This window comes from Hymenobacter norwichensis DSM 15439, assembly GCF_000420705.1.
Classification (GTDB): domain Bacteria; phylum Bacteroidota; class Bacteroidia; order Cytophagales; family Hymenobacteraceae; genus Hymenobacter; species Hymenobacter norwichensis.
Window position 1 is genome coordinate 78,251 of the sequence record NZ_ATVL01000013.1, and the last position, 21,170, is coordinate 99,420.

A 21,170-nucleotide genomic window follows, 5' to 3' on the forward strand; every position below is an offset into this window, starting at 1 on the left:
GCGCCGACCCGAACGGGCGGAGCAGTGCTTTCATGAATTCGACCCCCGTCTTGTTCTACGCCGCCCGGCTGCCGGCGGCCCAGCAACGCGTGCTGGGGCTGTTGTTGCAGTTTGGGGCGGACTCAACGCTGCCCAATGGTAGTGGGCAACGGGTTCAGTTGCCGGCTCAGTGGCGGCCCCCTACACCACCTGTCACCCCTCAGCCCCGATAGACGGATGAACGTGCAAGAAAAGTGTGATTTAACTAAAGAAAAAGCCTTTTTACACCCTGCAATTCACCGTGGCTTAAACGTTACGGAGGTTGGTCCTGTCTCTGAAATTATAGCGCATTGCATCTCCCTTGTTCCGTTCAGAAGCGAGACGTACCTAGTCGCCGTAGAAACACACATAGGTATGCACCTGCTCTTGGCTTCGGGTGATCAGCGCAAGGAGTTCCTCCAGCAGCGGGGAGGGTTCCAACGTCAGCAATAGGCGCAAGTCAGTTAACAACGCCGGTTGTTGCAGGTGGTTGAACGTAGTATCCCCGTAGGGGTCCAGATAACGCAGCATCCGAAAGGCCTCGTCGTGCAAGCTCACCCCCGTTGTAAACTCTTCACCTAGCGAAGCGATCGGGTGTTTGTTCTCGTCCTCTACGATGACGGTCCAACTCATGCGGGCTAAGCTAAATAGAGGGTGGAGAAGGTACCAACGGGGTAAGACTTCGCACCATGTAATCATTGAGAATCACCCCGACACCTAGTGGTTAGTCGGCGGCGGCAAGGGTGGGGTCGTTACGCTAGGCACCGCTGCGCAATAGTTTGTAAACGATGAATCGTAGACGAGTTTTCCCACCGCCAATGAGTAAATAGCCGAAAGTAATCAGTGACTAGTTAGGATGAAACTAAATCCGGAATACGTACTCTCAAAGGCAAATAGTCCACTTCTTTAGACCCGGTCAAAACAAAATTTTTATTCTCTGAATCCAGTAATATATTCTTATACATTACCAAGAAAAATCCAGCACCGTTTGCCGCTTCTTCCAACTGCATATTGAGCAGTAACTTATCGTTGTATTCAATGCAAAATAACGAGTCCATAGTAAATTCATTAAAATGGATTCTCAAATAAACCTTATACTCACTACCCTTAACGTAAAATCTTTTTTCAATAAGGTTGAAATCTGGATTTAAGTTTAACGCCAACCCCCGCTCCAGTACGTTGTCAATAACTGCCGGAAGTTCGTCGTCTATTCGCCCGGCACCCCCTTTCATAATGGAACAGGCCCTTCTCCATAGATATACATACTTACTTGTTTTGTCAAAAGAAGAAAGAAGATCCAAATCAATGGTATCGTAGTAAGAATAATACCCTTTAGTATGCTGATACTGGCCTTGTGGAACAATAGGAAAATTGCGATAGTAATTTTCGGGATAAAACCTTATAATAATTTCGTTTAATTTATTTTTACTATAATACTCATTTATCAAATTCTGGAAAAGAACTGATAAGGGGAAGAAAAAGGCATCGAGATCATTTATACGTTCACCATCTTCTTTTCCGAAAAGAAAGAGGATGCGTTTCATGGACTGCGAATATGTGTTAAGGATTTTTTAGCCGTTTTCCCGTTCTAAAGTTTACCGGGTGCACTACCTTCCAGTCCTTCGAGTTCCCAACGTCCTATCGTGTTGTACTGTTAGCACCAAGGTTGCGGCCCTGTGCCACCCACGTAGTATCACCTTGTAGGGCGGAGTATGTAAACTGCATCCCACCTACCGATGCTCCGATAAACTTTATTCTTCGTTCTTATTGTATACAAACTTAACTAGCTCATCCAAGCTAGAGCCAACGTAGACCTTGTACTCATCTTCATACATATCTAATTCGTAAATGCCCTTGCTACCCTTGTGAAAGCCGTAATGAAAAGTACCTCCGCTTGAACCAAAAATCCAGAAGTCTTGAACAGGAATCGAGTCTTGTGCTTCGTTTTGTTCATTAACCTGCAAACAGTCGTCAATAGTCCAGATAGCCAAATACGCTGACTCGCCAATCTTCCCTTCACCTCCATCGGCTTTCTGAATGAATTCTATATAATCTACTGAGTAAGCAACATTTCTCGCTTGTCTAATTCTTTGCAACTCAGTAGGCGAAGGGGCTGCATTTAAGTAGAAGTCTTTTGTTAGAAATAAACTATTCATGCTTTCGATTTCCTTTTTGAAGATTGTTTTGTAGGCGGTTTGAGGTGGTTTAATTAGGCCACTCAGAGTTGGGGGGCAGTTTGAAAGTGGAACTCAAAGTGATCAGATAATTGATAGCCGAAGGCGAAAATGCCAGCGTTCGGCGTTGTAATAGGCCAAGTAATAACGCCTCGTGGCGGGTAAGGTGATCGGGTAAATCTGGACAGATAGGGGCTACTGTTTTCCTTGTCAGGAAAAACAGTCCCCAACTTATCAAACGCTGCCACTATGATGCGGCCTTGCGGGCGAAAGCCTGACGAGTCGTCAATGAAAACCGTGCTAACCCATTTTACGAGCTTTAATTCACCTTTTGTAAAATGCCACATCAATAGGAATGCTTGAGCAGCAGCACAGCCGAGAATGTGTGATAAGCATGTGAAAGCCAGTCCAGACCTTGCTTAACCCACCTATTTCTTAAACTGCGCTTAACAAGTCAGGGAACTTGTAGCACCATCATCATAAACAGTAATGCACACCGAGTCTCAAGGCTTAGAAACGGTTTACACCATCACGGATTGGTATGATGGTGCACGTATAGGTGTGGCTGATTTTAGAGGCCAGCCTCATTATTATGAATGTATTTGGGACGAAGCGGCCTACAATTGGTCAGACACCTATTTGCTTAGTCTTATTGATACGGAAACACTACAGTTCGCCTTAGAAGACTGGTCAATGTGGCTGCGTTGGAAAGCCGCTTTTGATAAAGGAGAGACAACACAAGAAACGCATCCAGTTTTGCCAGAAGACAGATTAAGGCACGCTGAAATTGAGCAGGCTTTAGCTGAAAAGCTAGTTATTGATCCTGTCAAAAGCCTCAAAGCCGTTGCTGAATTTCACTATGGTGAAAACTCATTAGTCAGGTGGAGCCTCTTGACTTGAAAGAGCCTTGTACTCGCCAAAATTCTATAATTCTAGGGCAGGAGCGGTGGGGTAAAAACTGCACTTATTCCAAGGACCCGCTTACAACAAGCGATTATGTAAAGAGATTAAAACAAGACACCCAGCTTCCTCGCTGGAGGGTGCCGGGTGTCTTGTTGTGCTATTTAGGGTATAGTGAATTTCTATTTGTCCTGGGCCTTATATAGGGAAAGCCACGCGCTTAAACTATTTTTTAGTCTGGACGCAGCCAAACCCAACGGCCGTAGTCTTAGCATAGGCAGTAGGGTAGAGGCGCTGCACGCGGGCTAGCGTTCGACGCAAGGCCGCCGAGTGGGGCACACCCGACGCTGCCACGACGATATAGTAGCCTTTGGCTAACCCCGCGTGGCTGGTAGAAAACTCGATAGAAATATCGTCGCTCTGCTCGTTCAGGTCCTGCCCCCGGGGCCAGTAGCAGGGGTAGCGGCAGCCGCTTTTCTCACATTCTTCCTGACTGGCACTCAAGCCCGTAGTTTTATTAGGCCGGTAGCCGTGTAGGTTGAGGGGCCGCGCCAGCCGGGTGGCAGCTTGCCGAGCGCTCGCCAGCGCGATGGCGTAGTCGTGCGTGCTTTGCAGGATGACAAACTCCTTAGGCAATTCGGAAGGGTTGTACTGCCCCTGGGCCAGTGCCGGGGCAGCGCTGCCCAGCAGCGCAGGCAGGTAAAGGAGGAACAGGCGCACGACAAAAGCTTTTAATTGATATTCGTGGGGGCCAAGCGAAAGGTTGGCCCCGGTTGAAAGTTTGGTTTAAAATTCGCATTTGCGCCCTTGACTTGGCGGGTCTTCTCTACAGACGGCCTTGGTTAACGGGCAGTCACTCGGTGGACGTGTTAACGCATCCTAGTGCGCGGCGGCTGGCTCAGCAAGATGCACCTTTTTGAGCCACTAAGCCAGCGTAGCGATTCGTCGCTGAACCGGCTATTTAGATGGCTCAAGAAGTGGGTTTCGTAAGGTAAATTTGTGACCCATACTTCCTGAGCCATGCAACACCCTTTCGGCTACGCCCGCGTTTCCGCCACCGACCAGAACCTGGCCACGCAGGTGGAGGACCTTACCCAGGCGGGCTGCACGCGCATTTTTCAGGAGAAGGTTTCCGGCACACGGACCCATAGCCTAGCCCTCGATGAGTTGCTAGCCACCGTGCGGGAAGGCGACGTGGTGGTGGTGAACCGCTTGGCGCGACTTGGCCGCAATACCGTGCACACGATTCAGTTGGTGGAAGAATTTAACCGACGTGAGGTGCATTTTCGGGCGCTCGACCTGGGCATCGACTCGCGCACCCCAGCAGGCAAGATGATTATCGGGGTGTTCAGCTCCTTCAATCAGTACGAGCGGGAGAACAACCGACAGAAGAGCTTGGCCGGCATTGAGCTAGCCAAGCAGCAGGGGAAGCACCTGGGCCGGCCCGCTGGGCGCGATGCCGAGAAGCTGGCCAAGGTAGCCACGGCCTTAGAGCGGGGCTTATCGGTGGCTGAAATTGTAACCCTCACCGGCATTAGCCGCGCCAGCGTCAAGCGTTACCGGCAGGAGATTGAAAGGCAAATTACTTAAAATCAGTAAGTTATTTTGTCTTAAATCTAACATTATGCTAATCAACTATTCCATAAATCCTATCAACCAAAGCTCATCGGTTGAATTCAGGTTTTTTACTAGTTGTAATTCTCTTTTTAGAAGCGCTATGATTAATTGGGTAACAGTTGCTGTAAAGTCGATGAGGTACTACTCCTTTCAGTTGATGTTAATTAGCTGCAACTAGCTCCACCGCAGCTAGGATAAGAGCTTGTTTGCTGGTAGTTAAGATAAAGACCTGCTCCTACTTTGACTATCAGCAAACATCAAGGTTGATAGGTAGGACCATGTTCAATGGCAGCCGCAACGTCCGCAATCCAGCAGCTGAGTCTTACCCAGCGGCGGCCGCTTCCCCGTCATGGCCTGGCTTGTTGGCACGCATCAGGAACACTAGGGGAATTGACAGCAGACACGCGAAACCCAGCAGGTAGAAGGAATCGATGTACGATAGCACGTTGGATTGCAGCTGTACCGCCCCGTAAATGGCGGCCTGAGCTCGTTGCGCAGCATCTACCATACTCCCATCGGCGGCGGCTTGGCTGAGGGTCAGGTCTTGCAGGCTGGTTTCGTAGCCGGGATTAGAAAAGTTGAGGCCATCAATTAGGCGGCTCTGATGAAACTGCGCCCGCCGCGAAATCAAGGTGGTAATGGCTGCAATACCAAAGCTGCCGCCCAAGGACTGAGCCAAGTTGATGAGCGTGGCGGCCTGGTTGGTTTTATTTTTGGCAATACCCACGTAGGCCGCCACACTGATGGGCACAAACAAGAACGCCAGCCCCATGCTCTGGTACACCCGGGCTTTGGCCACGCTAAAGAAATCAATGTCCGAGCTCAGCACGTAGGCGTAATTGAAGAGCGCAAGCGTGCTGATAATCAAGCCAAATAGAATCATCCAGCGGGCCTGCACTTTGCCCGATAGCACGCCCACCACGGGCATGAGCAGCAACACCGCCAGCCCCCCGGGCGAAATAGCCAATCCACTTTTTATGGCCGTATAGCCCAGCAAGCTCTGCAAAAACAACGGCAACTGCGTGGAACTGCTGAAAAGCACGGCTCCTACCGCAAACATGATAAGCACCGCCGCGGCAAAGTTGCGGTGCCGCAGCAATTTCAGGTCGATAACCGGGTCTTTGACGCGCAGTTCCCACACGATGCCTGCTATCAGCGCCACGGCGGCCACCACGCTCAACGCCGAAATCAGGCCCGAAGTGAACCACTCTTCCCGCTCGCCACGACTCAACACGAATTGCAGAGCACTGAGCCCTACTGCCAGCAAGCTGAGGCCAATGTAATCCACCCGCAGGCCGCCTTTCCACAGCGCGGCTTTCTCTTTTATTAGGGCCGGTGGGTCTTTTACCAGAATGGAAACCAGAAAAGCAGTGACCAGCGCCACCGGCACGTTCACGAAAAACACCCAGTTCCAGCTGGCATTGTCCACGAGGTAGCCGCCGAGCGTGGGACCCACCGTGGGCGCAACTACCGTTGCCACGCCGTAAGCCGCAAAAGCCAGCCCGCGTTGTGCCGGCGGAAACGTATCGGTGAGGATGGCTTGAGCCATGGGTGAGAGCATGCCCCCGCAAAGCCCTTGCACCACCCGCATAAACACCAGAACCCCAATGGTTGGTGATAAGCCGCACAGCAGCGAGGTAGCCCCGTAAGCCAGCAAGCAGATGGAAAACAGGCGCTTGCGCCCCACGACCGTAGCCATGAATCCCGCAATGGGCAGCACGACGCCCTTGGCCACCAACTGCGCCGTAACCACCCAGGTTACCTCATCTTGGGCGGCGCTCAGGTTACCGCCAATCTGCGACAGGGCCACCGATACGCTGGTATCGTCGAGCACTTCCATGAACGTGGCCATGGCCACTGTCACGGCAATGGCCCACTTGGCATTGCCGGCGCTATGGGTTGCGCTGTCGGCTGGCTTTTTCTGCGTCTTGGTCTGGCTCATGAATTCCTAATCGGGCCGCCCGCTAATGAGGTGTGGTGTGCAAATGGGTGCGCAGCCGCGTGACGGCCTCTTTGTAATGCGCCACGAAGTCGGCCAGGATTTCCTCGCGGGTGACGCTCTCGATTTCGCGCCCTTCAGCCCAGGTGCCAAGCAGTTCAATGGTTTTGGTACGGGCCGGCTTTTTATCGTCCTTCTTCTCGTCTTTGCCTTCTTCGCCGGCCTCTTCTCCCTCCTCCCCTTCCGCCTCGTCTTCGGTTTGGGCCGGCTTGCCTTCCTCCCCCTCTTGCTGAGAGTCGTCGGCGGGCTTGAGGGCCAGTGGATTTTCTTCAAACCAGCAGTGGATGTAGGGCGTCACGCCTTCCACCCGAGGTTCGGCCAGCACGGCGTATTGAAACTCTACCGGCCCATCGGGGCGGTGCACGATGAGGTAGATGCGGCTTTGGTCGAGGCCAGTTTCGCAGGTGCGGCCGTGCTGCTTCAGCGCTTCGGCGGCGGCTTCTAATGCCGGTTGCGCCACTTCGCTATAGAAGGCGTTTTGCCGCGTGATGTTACGGCTGTACGCTTCGTTTTCGCGGTCTACGGTAGCAAAGAAATCGTTCAGTTCCGCTTGCCAGCGGTCCGCTAAAGTAGGTTGGGGTGCCATAAGATGGTAGAAAAGAGCGAAACTGGAAGTCCAGCGTGGAGTAGGAAGAATGCGCCTGGATATAGTGGCTTACCACCGCAGTCAGCAAGTGCACAACGCTTAGCGCGTGACGGCTGTCCGCGGCGTACGAGCTTCATTGTCAGGGGTGGCGGGCTGCTGCTGGGGCTCCACGCTAATGTCTACCTCTGGCACCACCGACATGCCAGGAGCCAGCAGGTGCAGGTTGGGTTGGTCGTTGAAGACAATTTTCACGGGGATGCGTTGGACTACTTTCACGTAGTTGCCAGTGGCATTTTCGGCGGGCAGCAAACTGAACCGGGCCCCGGTTCCCCGCTGGAAACTCTCCACTTTCCCGTAGAATTTCTCGCCGGAATAAGCGTCCACTTCCAGCTCTACCGGCTGGCCGGCGCGCATCTTTTCCAGCTGCGTTTCCTTGAAATTGGCCGTCACCCACAGCTGCCCGTACGTGAGGGCCATCAGCTGTTGCCCCACGGCTACCGTCTGGCCTTCGTCCACGGCTTTGCGCGTGACGCGGCCCGTTTCGGCGGCGTAGATTTTAGCGTAAGACAATTGCAGCCGCGCTTGGTCGGCAATGGCCTGTGCTTCGCCGATCTGCGCCGCCGCTACGCTGATTTGCTCGGTGGCTTGTTGGTAATCGTTTTCCGCCTGAGTTACAGCAGCCCGGGCCTGCTCGGCTTGGGCTGCCACCGTTTGGGTGCGCTTGCGGGCGGCGGCAGCCTGCGCGGCGGTGGTGCGGGCCGCCGTAAGGGCCTGGTCGTAGCGCTGGCGCGAAACGGCGTCGGTCTTGTAGAGTTCAGCGTAGCGCTGTTCGTCGCGGGCGTCCCGGTCGGCTTGGGCCTGCGCGGCTTGGGCTTCGGCCTGGGCTTGTTCCAGCGAAGCCAATGCCGCATTCAATTGCGCGCGCTGCTGGTTGATTACGCTGCGCCGCGAAGTGGCCGCCCGGGCGGATGCCGCCCGTTGCGCCTGGGCACTTACCACACTGGACTGTGCCTGTTGCAGCCGGGCTTGATAATCGCGCGGGTCCAACTCCAGCAGCAAAGTGCCGGCTTTTACCAACTGGTTGTCACGCACGTACACCCGGAGCACGGTACCTGCCGCTCGGGGGCTCACCCGCACCGCATCCCCTTCAATGAACGCATTATCAGTGGACTCATGAGCCCGGGCGTGCAGGTAATAGCGAATCCCGAAAAATAGTACTGCTAATAGCAGGACAAGCGCTCCAATGACAAACCACGGCCGCTTGTAAACCGGGGTCTGGGTGGTTTCGTCGGGGGCATCGCCGGGCTGCTGCTGCACGGTACGCCGCCCACGGGCGCTGACGTCCGGGGCGTCAGAGGGGTCGGCCATTTGCCGGCGGTTTGCGGAGGGAGAAGTAGAGTCGGCCATTTGCCGGCGGTTTGCGGAGGGAGAAGTAGAGTCGGCCATAAGGCACTTAGTTGGGAAGAGGATAACCAGAGCCGCCGCACAGGCTAGCCGGCTGGATAAATTCGTTGAGTTGAGGCGTTGTCGGGTTACAAACGAAAGGCCTGAGCCGTGCCCGTAGCTGCCGCGAAATTGAGCCGCGCCGCCCCGTACTGGGCCAGCGCCTGCACCCGCAGGGCCCGGGCGTTGGCCAGCCCCGCTTGCGCCTCCAATACTTCGGTATTGTCAGCCACCCCGGCCCGGAAGCGTTGCGTGGCCAAGGCCAACTCGCGGGTAGCCAGTCCAAACTGCTCGTCGCTGGCCCGCACCTGCTCGGCCGCCAGCCGCCAGCCGACCAGCGCCGTGCGCACGTCCTGCTCCACTTGGCCCCGACTGTTGCCCAGTTCCCACTCGGCTTGGCGTTGCTTGCTGAGCGCGGCATTGATACGGCCCCGGGTATAGCCGCCATCAAACACGGGCACGCTCAGTTGCACGCCGTAAGTGCGTGTGGCCCGGTCGTTTTTGAACGGTGTGTTGGCCGACTGCCCATAGTCGCCAACGGCATTCACGATGGGGTAACGGGCGGCGGCGCGGGCCTTTCGGTCCAGGGCGCGTTGGGCAATGGTCTGCTCGGCGATGCGCGTATCAAGCCGCGCCGTCAGGGCCTGAGGCAGCGCTTGTTCAAGTGTCGGCACAGGTTCGGTTCGCATTCCCAAGGTGTCGCTGAGAAGGGTGGCGCTGCCTTGGGGTAGGCCGATGGCGCGCTCTAAGTCAAGGCGGGTTTGCTCGACATTGGCTTCGGCTTGCACTACGCGTAGCCGTTCCTGGGCCGCTCTGGATTCGGCCCGCACCACATCGATACCGTTGGCGACGCCGGCGTTGCGCTGCTTCACGGCTAGCTCGCGCAACGATTCTGCGAGGCGGTAATCGGCCCGGGCGGCCTGCACTTCCAGGTTGCCGCGCTGTGCCGTCAGATACGCCAAGGCCACGAAGGTAGCCACCTGTTCCCGCGCCAGTTGGGACGTCAAATCCGCCACTTCTACGGCCGCTTTGCTGCTTTTGTATTCGCGCAAGGCGGCCAAGTTGAGGATGGTTTGCGAGAAGTTAAGCCGGGCATCGAAGGTATTGAACGGGCCGACAAAGGAGGGAATAGGGGGTGCCCCGCCGCCCATACCCCCACCGCCCGCCATTTCCTCACTCCCGCCTAAGCCTTGCGCGGCCAAGTTGAGCGTGCGGTTCTGCTGGTAGGCGCTGCCCGTGATGTTGGGCAATAGAAAGGAGCGGACCTGCTGGCTGAGAGCCCGGGTTTCTTCGGCCCGTTCGCTGGCGAGCAATGTGGTGAGATTATTTTCCAGCCCAATGGTTATGGCTTCGGCCAGATTCAGGCGCTCCGGGGCAGTAGCTAGCGTGCGCGCCGCCCCAGTGGCACTGGGGGCACTCATGCCGCGGAAGTTTCCGCCCACCTGTGCCCGCGGTGTAGTAGCGCCCCTGGGCTCGCCGGGCGAGCCCGCCCCGCCCGTGCCAGCCGCAGACGGCGCCATGGGGGGCGCTCCTGGTTGGCCCGCCGAGACAGGAGTAGCAGGTGCGGAACTAGGCTGGGTTGGCTGGGGCTGCTCACTGGTTTGTTGCATCTGCTGGCGCCGCCGTTGCAGTTCCTGTTGCTGCTGCTGGCCCGCCGGAGGACCGCCAAAGCCCTGTTGGTTACTGCCCGCCGGCTGAGTAGTCGAGCCGGGTGCTGGTGGCGAGCCTTGCGCCCGAACTTGCTCCGAAAAAAGCACGGCCACCGATGCCCAGGCAATGACTGGAATGACCTTATGGTTTCTTACTCTACTAGCCTTCATGAAAGAATAATAGGCAACATTGGGCGCTCAGATTACCGGGCAGGTAGAGTGTATCGGCGCACACAATTGCAGACGAATAAGCAATAAAATAGCGGGGTGAAATCAGACTTCAAGCCTCGCTCTTCGGAAGTGATAACTACGAGGCACTCCTTGGACAGCGGGCATACAAAAGAACACTACCAGCGAGTGGGTTTCACTTACGCTCAGGAAAATGAAACGTTGTTTTCATTTTCCATGTATTTGAAAAAATGCCCACCCCAAGCTCACCGCACCACCCGCGGGAGGTAGGCATACACATTGGCTGCACTTAGGCTAGCCGAGCGTACTGCTGACGAGCACGCTCATTGAGAACCCCTTCGAACATCAGCCGATAGAAGGTTTCCTGAGCTTGTTGCACCGAGTAGCTTCTCTGGTACAGGGCGCTCGGGCTGAGCTGGTAGGTCATCACATCCATAAGAATATCCATAACGATATCCAGACGCAGATCTTCCCGCAAGAATGCCTGTTCCTGCCCTTCAGCCAGCAAACGCTCGAAGTGCTGCTGAATGCTCTGGTGCTTCTGTTGCTCATACTTGTGCCACAGGGCCGGGGCGTTACGGCGAAAATCCTGAGCCGCCTCCGACGTCATTTTGCTGTTTGCTTCCCAGCCCAGATGCATCGTCTGACGCAGACGGCGCAGAAAATCTAGGTTAGGGCTTTCAAGCAAAGCCCGAAAAGCGGCTTGGTAATGCGCTTGATGAGCCGCCATGGCGGCGTCTAGCACTTCTTCTTTGCTGCGGTAGTGAGTATAGAGCGTCTTGGTGCTCATGCCTAGCTCAGATGCCAGCTTCTCCATGCGCAGTACTGACACGCCCCTGCTGAAGGTAATGCGTTGTGTTACCTCTACTATGTGTTTGCGCGTGTCTTTTTCGGGTGCTGGCAATGCCGGATACACTCCTTTTTGGAGTATTTCAAAGGTACAGTTTTCTCATTGCCTCCTTACTCAGCAACTCATACTCGCTAGTCGTTATCTGGATGTACTAGCATGTAGGGTAGTTTTCGCTGAAATAGTGCCAAGATTGAGCGGTCTAGTTTAACTAGAAAAAGACTTACCGTATAATTGAAATAGCGGCTTCCATGCAGCCTTGCTTACCGTTGGTTCTGCTTAATATAGTATTTAGTGGCTGTTGCAAAAGTCTAGCAGTTAGCAAAAGACTCTGTTGAGGCAGCCACTTTCCGATCATTAAATAGCCAACTACTAGCTCTTTCCGAGCCCATCTTGAGTGGGCACCGACTTTTGCAACAGCCACATTTACTTCACGGGCACGCATTGCAACGCTCTTTTGTGCTTTACTATCTCTCATTGCTATGCGTCTTATTCTCCTAGTAACTGGTTTGCTGCTGAGCGCCGCTCTTCCTGCCGAGGAGCCGCCCTTTCACTTGACGTCCTTGACGCAGCAAGCTTTCCTGCAACAGGCGCGACAAGCGCCTTCCGCTCCCCTCCGGCTTCACAAGGGCCTGACCAAACAGCATGGCATATTACAGATTCCTCTCCGGAACAGGCATCACAAAATCCTGGCTGACAAGCACCTTAACACCGATGAGGATGATCAGGTGCGCTATACTTACCGGGGCTACTTGCTGGATTTCAAACAGCACTTAGTCTTGGCGGAATATTATGAAACCGGCGAGTGGCTCTTGATATCAGAGCAAGGCAACACGCTTGTGTTGTGGAGCGAGCCCCTTAGCTCTCCCGATCGTACGAAACTAGTCACCTATGCCGGCAATCTGGAATATGATATGATGCCTACAGGCATCCAGCTATTTCAAGTTGTGCAGGGCCGACTCGTCCTGCAGTGGGAGCACAAGGAAACAAGGTGGAACCCGCAACGGCTCTTTTGGCAGACGAATCAACAACTCTGTCTACAAGCCGAAATGCCAGCGGATCTAGCTCCATCAGGAAAAGCGCAGACACTATATCGTCGTATTAGCTTACCCTGAAAGGCCAGCAAACAGAATTTTTCCCCGTTAGCTAAATCCTTATACCGAGCTTCTATTCCTGGGAAAAGTCGCTTAACGTAAATAGTAGTGGCTGTTGCAAAAGTCGATACCCATTCAGGCTGGCCTCAGCAACAGCTGGTGTTTAGTTGTTCAACTGCCAGAAAGTGGCTGCTTTAGTCAAGCTTTTTGCTGCCTAGGAAAGTCTTATTCACCCGGCTCGGTGAAAGGATCCCGTCTGGGGGTATGATCTCTTGCGGCCCGTACTTTTTCGAATTTTGCTTTCGGAGCCCATCGCCTTACCTCATTCGCTGCCGCTTTGCGCAAGTCGATAGGGCCTATTCCATGCAGTGCCAGCCAGGCGACGTTAATGGGCATGTACTGTACGCTTTCAAAGCCAATGTTGATGAACGGGTAGTTGCCCCCTGCATGGGTAGCATTTATTTCCCACCAGCCTTTGACACGCTGTCGGATGACTTCTCCTGCGTAGGCTACTACGTGGTCATAGAGTTGCTCTACTAGCTGGTCTGTCCCTACTGTTTCACACGCGGTGGAGAGCAGATCAAGACTAGCATAGCTCTTGTCGAGTAGCGGCCGATCAAGTTGCAAGACTCGAGCTAGCTCGTCCTCTAATTCTGGTACTCGGTCAACTAAGGTATGCTGATAGCGAGAATAGAAACGCCAATGGTCGATAGAGCTACCCCGATGATTAGCATAGTCATCTCTTACCCGTTGCACCCACTGCATCCATTGTAAAAAGTAGGCCCCCTCGTAGAGGTCTCCTTTGCCGGGTGTGGATAGGTCCTGTTGGTCAAATACATATAAGAATCGGTTGCCCGGTAATTCGTATACTAGATCGCGCTTTACATGCCCGCTTGGGTAGGTCTCTTCGAAAAACGCGGTGTACTGGCTATGAAGCTGCCCTTCACGGGCGATCAACTCGTGGACTTGTTGTTTAGCAAGTCGCTTGTCATTTAAGCAGTTGCGTTGTTGCATAAGTAAATCGGTTGAGATCAGATTAAGGATAGCAGAAGCATGGCTCATTTACAACCCAGTTAGGCTGTTCAATAAAGGGGTAGAGAAACAGTCCAAGAAAATCGCGTTTTTCAGGCCGCCAGAGGGGTGTCATGAAGGACACGTAAATCGAGCCTTTGTTGGAGGGCAACCTTCCGTTCTTACACCGCTTTCATTTCTGCGTCCTTGTCTATGCGCTCCCATTTCCTCTTCGCGGCCGTCCTGCTCTATCTGCTCTTCGGGTTTGCCTTTTGGCAGGGTACGACGACCCGGCACCTGCTCCCGACTCCGGCCTCCTATTCTTTGACGCCAGTAGATGGGTCACCCAATCAGCTGCTGCGCACTGCCTACTTTACCGGCGTGCTGCTCGATCCCCGTACGGACTCCTCGCCTCCCGCCGGCTTGAAGCCAATCCCGCTCACCCCCGCGCAGGTCCTCGCAGCCGAAGCCATCCTCCAGGCGTGCGTCGCCAGCGGCAACACGCGCGGCACCGAGCCCCGCATCGAACCCCGCTTGTTGTACCCGTTGGCCCAGTATTATCGGCAATACTCTGGCTATCGTACGGCGACGGGACAGACGGTTGTGTGGCTCAATGGCTTTGCGCAACGCACCGTCACGGAGTATAAGAACCATGCCGACTGGCAGCAACGCTTGGTGCAAGTGGTCGATGGGGGCAAAGACTACTTTAATATCTCCATCGATCTAACGCGCCATGAGTGCTTCCATTTCTTTCGTAATTCCATTGGCGGGTAAGGCACCGAGCCCAACGATTGCGTGAGATCCTATTAAACATAACGTTTACTTATTGGACTTGCTTCGGTGCACTGGTTAAAAGTCATTTGCCGAAGTATTCGCCTACGTCTTTGCCTAAAATGAGACAGTTAGAACACTAAGGTTCCTCTCCTCGGGCAATGGCAGACCCAAACGCTAGCAAGAATAGTTAAATAGAAAGTTAAAATGAGGGGAGAAAAGAAGTATAGGCGAGCATCTGAAATTTTAGATGCATTATATAACTCGCCACAATTTTCGCAAGCTGATAAAGTTGATCTGTATAATGCTTATCTCACCTTAATCAGGGCTTCTGCTTATTTAGGCAACCATAAGGCCCAATTAGAGCTAGCGCTTCATTATGAAGAACATAACTACTTCGGCGTAAATAAAGAATACTGTAAAGCCAGAGTTTCATACTGGTATCAAAAATCTTGCAAAGGCAATATCGCAGACGCTTGTAATAGCCTTGCAACTATATACGAGGCGGATGGAAAAATTGAAGAGGCAATTACTCTTTATGAGAAAGCTATAGAATTGGGAAATAGCTTAGCTAGAAAAAATCTTTATCATCTCCAAAAAACTCAGCAGAAAAAGTCTCCGGTAAAAAAGGCACTTTAGGTATATAAGAAAGGTGTGGTTTGATTTTCTACTTCTCGGAATCAGTCATTAACATATTAATAGTTCTCAGACTGATCTCAAAATAAGGATACTAAGCGCTCATGGGCATAATACTTTCGCTGTGGTATTTTGAGGGGATTCCTCATCGCCTTTCCTATTGCCAACCTCTTCCTTGCAACCGGTCGCCTGTTTGCTGACTCCTCTTCTCCCGAGCTATTCCCTCGGGCCTCGCGTATGCGTTCCTCTACTCTGCTGCTGAGTGTGTTGGTGCTGGCTGCCATTTGCCCTAGCCAGGCACAACGGCTGCAAGTGGGCCTGAAAGCCGGCTGGCTGGCTAGTACGACTACCGAGCCTTCCGCTCGCACGGCCCGCACAGGTGGGGTGGCGGGCGGCTGGCTCCGCTATCCCCTCAGCAAGCCAGTAAGCCTGCAAGCGGAAGTACTGTATGAGCCGCGCGGGGTGAAGACCACACAGGACGGGCGGTTAGGCTGGGAAGGAGTAAATGGAACATACACCCGCCGGGAACGGACTCGCCTCCACTACGCGAGTCTCCCTCTGCTTGTGCGGGGGCAGCTCGGTCACTTCTTCGGCCTGGCAGGCCCTCATGTCAGCTATTTGCTGGCGGCACGGCAGCAGGCGAACACACAGTATGAGCTAAACCCGTTATCCCCTCGCCTGAGCTTGCCCTATCCCGCGACAGAAACCGTGTCCACTACCGACGAGTTTCGGCATTGGGAGTTGGGCTATACAGCCGGCGTGGGGTATCAGTTGGGGGCGCGGCTTGCCTTGGAGGTACGCTATGCAGCGGGGTTGACTAGGTTCTACAAACCGCGGATCGTTGACCTTGACAACTATAGTACCCTTAGCCCACTGGTGCTGGCCCGCAATCGCACGTGGCAAGCGCAACTCAGCTATCAGTTAAGTGCTCTTACCTCGGGCAAATAGGGGAGCACCACTCTCGTTACTACCTTGGATAAAGGCAGTACAAACGACCGCTAGCAGCCTGTAGCGTGACCTGCGAAGGGCTTGTCACCTAGAGACCACCTCTCGCATGGGCTGCGTAACGTTTAAAGAACGGTGAATTACAGCTTGAAAAGCTTGTACTGCCTATAGCGCTTGACAGCCTGTTTTCTGCCCCTAAAAAGCGAGAATAGCAGTCGGATGTCGTTCCGCGAAGGTAATCGCCTCCACGGCGGTTGCAAAACGCCACTGCGTCTCATTGTCGTAGCTTGACACCGTGAACTGGCTGTTATAAAAACAGAAACACGGCGAATTCTCTTCAAACCGTGGCTGTAGGGGTGTCGAACCGGGTAGTCTCAAGCCGACCCGTCCGAGGCTGATATAGGGCATGATCCGTCGAAGAACCAAAGACGCCATGCAGTGATGCAGGAGTTCCACCATCTTATCGGCGTCTTTTTGCCCTAGTATAAGGGCACGCATGCTCGCCCATTTGCGGTGTTCTGGGGTTTGCCTACTATATATCCGGATTACCTTCTTCATGTTGTTGGGCAGTAACACGCCTTGTTTATCCGGTAACTATTGCTCCGCTTAGTAGCAAGTGGAACCCGTATACTAGCTCGTGCTAGCTACCTGGTAATAAGAGGGGTACTTCTTCCAAAAGGGCGGATTTACACGCTAAGCCCTTCAGCAGCGTTTTATCAAAAATGGCGATTCTAAGCAATCAAGTGGGTGTGTCTTGCTCATCGAGAAGGATTTCCTTTTTGATAGCACAATCAAGCGTAGCTTACATAGTATTGTAAATCAATGCATTAATGCTTAGCGTGTAAATCCGCCCTTTTGGAAGAAGTACCCCTTCTATTGAGAAGTTATAAGCAAACGGTTCGCCACGAAACGTTTCTGCTAGGATGACGCCTAACGCTGTTTCACTTCGTCTGACCACTCGACTTTACCTGCACTATACGTTAGAATTGAGGTGGTGCCTTAGGCCAAAGCTCTCGTCTTTCTCCTACCTATGGTTTCTTCTGCCGCGGTAGGGCACGCCTATCTCTCTGCCATCCACGAAGTGCCACACGGCATAGATGTTTCATTCACAGCTATCAACTTGCTGAGCCCCATACTACACCACCAGTGAACTATCAGATTTCACCTTTAAATACATTAACCTAACCGCCCGGCAAGTGCAGGGGTAACTTCAAGACAAGTTCCGCACGCTTTATCCGAGAATTCTAGTTTTATTAAAAGGATATTCGTTTTTTATTTCTGCGTGTTTATAGTTATCGAGACCGACGTTCTCGATTATCAGCTTGTACTCAGCAGTTCGGCGAAGCAAGAAGATTCTGCTGGAAAGCTTTACCGACATTAACGACAGGCCCCACACGGCTGTAAGACTAGCTCCGTGGTAAAGCTACCTTGCTTTTTAGCGCAGTTTAACTACTGGAATTATAACTAAGATCTAAGGTTGGGGTCGGAGGTAAGGGGCATTTGGGGCGAAACCTCGCAAAGCCAGCCAATGATTTGCAGGGAAGGGTTCACTAAAGCATTGGTATCATCGATTACACTGTGTAGTAAGTTGAAAGCGCCAAGGCCAGTGCTGTTTTGGGCATTCTGCAGGTCATTCACTGACCAAGAAGAAGAAGTTATTTTCAAATCTTTAATGATAATGAATGCTGTAGGAATGGCTCGTAGCGTGCCGGAGTTGGTAGTGTCCTTACTACCAGAAGAGAAAGATCCCATGGGTTGCGCCAGAGAATACCACAGCCTAGCATTATCGATTAAACCTGTATCAAGCCAAGTCCGAGAAACTTGCACTATGCAATAGCTAAAGGATATAGCTTCTACTGACATAGCTTGGCCTGGGGAATCATCCCCGAGGACGAGTGGCTGATTTTCCGCAGGACGCGCTTCCTCTAACTTTTTGGCAACAGGTTGGGTAGGCATCGACGGCAATGCTCCCTCTACTGGCTCAGGAGCAGTTTCTGGAGTTACCACGCGTTTATCGGCTAAGCTATTCGTGGTGGGGGCATTGTTTTTTCTCCGCCGCCACCATCGCCAAGTGAATCTAGTTGGTGATGGTAGCGGCGGAGCAGCAGCCTGCAATCGAACAGAATACTCTGCTACGAGTGGGTTTTCAGAAGGCAAAACCTGCTTGTTGGCTTGAAACTCTTGGCCGATCCAGATGGGACTTTGCGCGTCGTACCAAGTGCTCGGCTGAGTGTCGGCTGGAAAATACCTCACGCCAACATCTCTTATCGACATTCTACTGGCATCATGAAGCGTTTCTTTAGCCGCGTTTGTTAATTCATTTAACCGGGCCAGGTAGGCAGATGGGTCGTTTACATTAAAGGCGGCTTCGTTGAACGTTGCACCATTAACTAGAGAAATATACTGGGTGCTGACATGATTTAGGTCTGCCAGAAATATGTCACCAATACTTGGAACACGGTCAACTAGCCCAGATATTGCTTCCTCTGCTTTAATCGCAACAAACTGATTTGTGTTTGGGTCTTTATACTCTTCTGGGTCTATAATACAACCCAGCGGCTCGAAGGCTAGAAACGTGCGTGGGTTACTTAAACCATTTAAATATTTTTCTAGGAAAAAGGTCTGAATCTGCTGGAACAAGTCGTCCATATGTATGATGCTAAACTATATGGGGGAAGAGCGCTCCTGTAGGTTTACCTACGATATATCTGCTCTCAGACACCTATTCACCTAAGCCGTCATGTAGGATGCAACGAGTTGCATCCTACATGACGGCTTAGGTGAATAGGTGTCTGTAACAAAGTGCTATTGTTAGACAAATACATACCAAGTGGGTTATAAAAGGCTATGCAGTGGCAGCTGGTGCGGCTGGTGCAGAGGCCATGTATGGCTTAGAGTCTTGCTTGGGAGATGCGGGTAGGATCGTTGATACATAGCCAATCAATTGCACACCATCAACAGATAAGCCTTGGCTGGTTAAGTTATACGTAAGGTTGTCGTCATGGCTTGTTGTAGAATGATTACCACTGCCCGAAAAGATATTGAAGGGCCCGTAACCAACGCTGCCCCCCCCGCTACTAGCCTGGTCTAAGGTGTCACGGTGTTCCTGGGTCACCTCAAAATGCATCTTCAGATTGCTGACAAGCAAAAGACTAGTCACAATAGATGGCAAAAACGTCAGCTCTGTCCCTTTTAGCTGTTGGCCGTAGGTACCATCCGAGATGCAATTTTTCGAATAGTCGCCCACCAAAAACCAATTACTAAGATTGAGCAAGCTGGTGTCCAGCCATGGCCGCTTGATGTCGACTATTGTATAATGAAACTCAATCGACAAATTATTAGTCTGAAGATTGAGTGATTTTTGGGAAGTTTCGCTGCTGCCACTGCCCCCTATGCTGAAGAAGCCATAGTTCACACTGCCACTGCCGTCCATGTGCGATGAGGTTGTCTCCACATGTGTTTCAGAATGGAAGTCATCCTGCGTGTAGTGGTTCCAGCCGTCGCTATCAGAACTGTACCAGTCGTTGGGCAACATAAAGGTGTAAGGAGTCTCAGGCACCTTAGGGTCGGGCTGCACGAGGCTGTTTTGGTAAGTGTTCCTCGCCCGATTGATAAACAAGAGGGCTGGGTCAGTGCCCTGTGCACTCAAAACGGCCAAGGCCTGCTCTATCTCGTTCTTAAAGCCAAAGCTTTCCCAATTCTGCATGGCTTCATCGATATCATCCTGATAGTCCTTTCCTTGTATAGGCCACATCTGCAGAGCCGTAGGGTCGGACATTGCATCAGCATACTTATTATCACGTTTTTTGACGGCGTCTTTGTACTTTGACTCGTAGTCCGTATAAGCGTTGTGATGTGGGGTAGGATCCCCAACCGGAGTCATCAACACTGCCGTTGCAGTGGCAATGTCTTGTTTTATCTCAGCGCTTAAGTCCTTGCTGGTATCAATGATATTAGCCCCTCTAGTAATAGCCCACCAAGCATCACTTATTTTGCCAGTGCCTGGTAGGACCAGGTAATCATTACTCATTGCCAGCTTATCGTCTGTCAACGCAAAGGTGTTGACATAGGCCTGCTCAGATGCCCCGACACCCGCCAAGGTTAACTGGTCCAGCTCAGATTGGGTAAGCTGATTGCTGCCTGCAATAGGCTTTACACTGGCGGGGTCCTGGGGGGCCGGTGGCGAGGTGCCCGGCTTCATCTCAGAGGATAGGATACTTTGGAGATCCGAGCCAGTAGGACTCCAAGGGTTTTGATAATCCTGTGTTGGAATGGGGAGGCCTATCGGCCGAAAGGACACAAAAAAGCCTGTCGACATATCCTGAGTATCCGGTTTCACACCCACGGCCTTGTACTCAAGATCTTTTAGTATTTTAAAAACATCCGCTGCCATAAGAATTATTATTGAAGTAAAAATCATTGCCTACTCTTCAAGGGATTTTCGGCTTTCTCCCGTACTAGTTTCTTGTAAGTGCTGGCCTAAGTCAACCAGGGTTTACTGCACCGTTCGCGCTACATCTACTCTCATTTTTAATCAGCAACCCGTGTAGTGTGACTCCTCTACTCGCCGGTCAGCACGTCAGTAATCTGACTGCGTAAAAGCTCATGGATGATACTACTGAGATCAGAAAAACCGTATCTTCCTTACCCTGATGTGCCATGAGAAGCTAGGGGTAGAATAGCGCAATAAGCACTTGGGGCTAGATATGAGCAGGTACCTTGTTACTTGCAGATAGGACGTTAGCCCCAAGATCAGTGCCCGAGAAAAAGATCTGCCTCTCGGCCCCGTCGCGCCCTGATGCTATCATTAGGCTTGTTATTCACGTTGCACCACATCTTAAAGTGGTCCTTTAGAACAATGGGGTCTGTTTGTTTGTCGTTAATGAACCTCAGCAGAGAAGACTTTTCCAGGGCTCCTGGGCCGAGGTTGAAGGCAAATGACACCAGCGCGTTAAACTGATGCTGATTGAGCGGCACCGTGACGAGCCGGTTAACAGCAGCTTCACAACCGGTTAAGTCTTTGCTCAATAAGGCCTGGCTTTGGCTCTCCGTGATTTGCTCTCCGTTAAAAACATCTCGGCCGGTATGGCCAACGCCAATCGTTTTTACGCCTCCTACGTCGGCGTACTCCGCTAATTTTTCATCTTCTTCATGGCTGATGAAGGCTCGCCCTGCGGCGTCGACGGTTAGGTTGTTTACCATGGGTTTAGGGTTGTGGTCGAAGTGACCTAGTGAAAAGAAAAGGTTAGAAAAAGCTGGCGGTTGTCTACAGCGCACCTTTATATGCGCAT

20 protein-coding genes are annotated in these 21,170 nt (G+C 52.4%); 7 read left to right on the plus strand and 13 right to left on the minus strand.

Translation table 11 applies throughout. The features are described 5' to 3' along the window. Nucleotides 1-212, plus strand: a 212-nt coding sequence (locus G536_RS32395) for a hypothetical protein (RefSeq protein WP_211223358.1), incomplete at its 5' end; no start/stop codon positions are given. A gap of 154 nt (nucleotides 213-366) precedes the next feature. Here G536_RS32395 and G536_RS29725 read toward each other — a convergent pair. The 3 genes from G536_RS29725 to G536_RS31200 form a co-directional block, all read right to left on the minus strand. Next, a complete protein-coding gene (locus G536_RS29725; RefSeq protein ID WP_022826247.1) occupies nucleotides 367-651 on the minus strand; it encodes a hypothetical protein in 285 nt (94 codons plus the stop codon). A gap of 218 nt (nucleotides 652-869) precedes the next feature. Beyond that, nucleotides 870-1,562, minus strand: a complete 693-nt coding sequence (locus G536_RS0124485) for a hypothetical protein (protein WP_022826248.1) — start codon at nucleotides 1,560-1,562, stop codon at nucleotides 870-872. 207 nt (nucleotides 1,563-1,769) lie between these two features. After that, a complete protein-coding gene (locus G536_RS31200) occupies nucleotides 1,770-2,174 on the minus strand; it encodes an SMI1/KNR4 family protein (protein ID WP_157530932.1) in 405 nt (134 codons plus the stop codon). A gap of 507 nt (nucleotides 2,175-2,681) precedes the next feature. Between G536_RS31200 and G536_RS29735 the strand changes: the two genes are divergently transcribed. Further along, nucleotides 2,682-3,092 (plus strand): hypothetical protein, encoded by a 411-nt coding sequence (locus G536_RS29735; protein WP_022826251.1) that lies wholly within the window; start codon nucleotides 2,682-2,684, stop codon nucleotides 3,090-3,092. Between the two features lie 225 nt (nucleotides 3,093-3,317). On the opposite strand, the gene G536_RS0124505 is transcribed toward G536_RS29735, so the two are convergent. Then, nucleotides 3,318-3,812: a hypothetical protein gene (locus G536_RS0124505; RefSeq protein ID WP_022826252.1), complete on the minus strand. Its 495-nt coding sequence runs from the start codon at nucleotides 3,810-3,812 to the stop codon at nucleotides 3,318-3,320. Between the two features lie 300 nt (nucleotides 3,813-4,112). Here G536_RS0124505 and G536_RS0124510 point away from each other — a divergent pair, with 300 nt between their 5' ends. Continuing rightward, nucleotides 4,113-4,682 (plus strand): recombinase family protein, encoded by a 570-nt coding sequence (locus tag G536_RS0124510; protein WP_022826253.1) that lies wholly within the window; start codon nucleotides 4,113-4,115, stop codon nucleotides 4,680-4,682. Nucleotides 4,683-5,031: 349 nt separating this feature from the next. On the opposite strand, the gene G536_RS29740 is transcribed toward G536_RS0124510, so the two are convergent. The 5 genes from G536_RS29740 to G536_RS0124535 all read right to left on the minus strand — a co-directional run bounded on the left by G536_RS29740 (nucleotide 5,032) and on the right by G536_RS0124535 (nucleotide 11,491). Next, entirely contained in the window at nucleotides 5,032-6,651 is a 1,620-nt protein-coding gene (locus G536_RS29740; protein WP_022826254.1) for a DHA2 family efflux MFS transporter permease subunit, read from the minus strand. A gap of 22 nt (nucleotides 6,652-6,673) precedes the next feature. Continuing rightward, entirely contained in the window at nucleotides 6,674-7,294 is a 621-nt protein-coding gene (locus G536_RS0124520; protein ID WP_022826255.1) for a hypothetical protein, read from the minus strand. A 99-nt stretch (nucleotides 7,295-7,393) separates the two neighbouring features. After that, nucleotides 7,394-8,740, minus strand: coding sequence for an HlyD family secretion protein (locus tag G536_RS29745; RefSeq protein WP_157530933.1), 1,347 nt, complete (start codon nucleotides 8,738-8,740; stop codon nucleotides 7,394-7,396). An 86-nt stretch (nucleotides 8,741-8,826) separates the two neighbouring features. Next, on the minus strand, nucleotides 8,827-10,557 hold the full coding sequence (locus tag G536_RS0124530) for a TolC family protein (protein WP_084708863.1): 1,731 nt from the start codon (nucleotides 10,555-10,557) through the stop codon (nucleotides 8,827-8,829). 307 nt (nucleotides 10,558-10,864) lie between these two features. After that, nucleotides 10,865-11,491: a TetR/AcrR family transcriptional regulator gene (locus tag G536_RS0124535; RefSeq protein ID WP_281170628.1), complete on the minus strand. Its 627-nt coding sequence runs from the start codon at nucleotides 11,489-11,491 to the stop codon at nucleotides 10,865-10,867. Nucleotides 11,492-11,904: 413 nt separating this feature from the next. Between G536_RS0124535 and G536_RS0124540 the strand changes: the two genes are divergently transcribed. Then, nucleotides 11,905-12,537: a hypothetical protein gene (locus G536_RS0124540; RefSeq protein WP_022826259.1), complete on the plus strand. Its 633-nt coding sequence runs from the start codon at nucleotides 11,905-11,907 to the stop codon at nucleotides 12,535-12,537. A 204-nt stretch (nucleotides 12,538-12,741) separates the two neighbouring features. Here the strand turns inward: G536_RS0124540 and G536_RS0124545 are convergent, their stop codons facing one another. Further along, nucleotides 12,742-13,578: a hypothetical protein gene (locus tag G536_RS0124545; RefSeq protein WP_022826260.1), complete on the minus strand. Its 837-nt coding sequence runs from the start codon at nucleotides 13,576-13,578 to the stop codon at nucleotides 12,742-12,744. A 162-nt stretch (nucleotides 13,579-13,740) separates the two neighbouring features. On the opposite strand from G536_RS0124545, the gene G536_RS0124550 reads away from it, so the two are divergent. The 3 genes from G536_RS0124550 (at nucleotide 13,741) to G536_RS0124560 (ending at nucleotide 15,882) form a co-directional block, all read left to right on the plus strand. Continuing rightward, nucleotides 13,741-14,301 (plus strand): hypothetical protein, encoded by a 561-nt coding sequence (locus G536_RS0124550; protein WP_157530935.1) that lies wholly within the window; start codon nucleotides 13,741-13,743, stop codon nucleotides 14,299-14,301. Nucleotides 14,302-14,505: 204 nt separating this feature from the next. Beyond that, entirely contained in the window at nucleotides 14,506-14,937 is a 432-nt protein-coding gene (locus tag G536_RS0124555; RefSeq protein ID WP_022826262.1) for an SEL1-like repeat protein, read from the plus strand. A gap of 234 nt (nucleotides 14,938-15,171) precedes the next feature. Then, nucleotides 15,172-15,882 carry a porin family protein gene (locus G536_RS0124560; protein ID WP_022826263.1) on the plus strand — a complete coding sequence of 237 codons (711 nt, stop codon included), beginning with the start codon at nucleotides 15,172-15,174 and terminating at the stop codon, nucleotides 15,880-15,882. 1,461 nt (nucleotides 15,883-17,343) lie between these two features. On the opposite strand, the gene G536_RS0124570 is transcribed toward G536_RS0124560, so the two are convergent. The 3 genes from G536_RS0124570 to G536_RS0124580 form a co-directional block, all read right to left on the minus strand. Then, nucleotides 17,344-18,528 carry a hypothetical protein gene (locus G536_RS0124570; protein ID WP_022826265.1) on the minus strand — a complete coding sequence of 395 codons (1,185 nt, stop codon included), beginning with the start codon at nucleotides 18,526-18,528 and terminating at the stop codon, nucleotides 17,344-17,346. A 196-nt stretch (nucleotides 18,529-18,724) separates the two neighbouring features. Further along, nucleotides 18,725-20,272: a hypothetical protein gene (locus G536_RS0124575; protein ID WP_022826266.1), complete on the minus strand. Its 1,548-nt coding sequence runs from the start codon at nucleotides 20,270-20,272 to the stop codon at nucleotides 18,725-18,727. A gap of 359 nt (nucleotides 20,273-20,631) precedes the next feature. Beyond that, complete coding sequence (locus tag G536_RS0124580; protein WP_022826267.1) at nucleotides 20,632-21,081, minus strand: lysozyme; 450 nt, start codon at nucleotides 21,079-21,081, stop codon at nucleotides 20,632-20,634. Nucleotides 21,082-21,170: the final 89 nt, after the last annotated feature.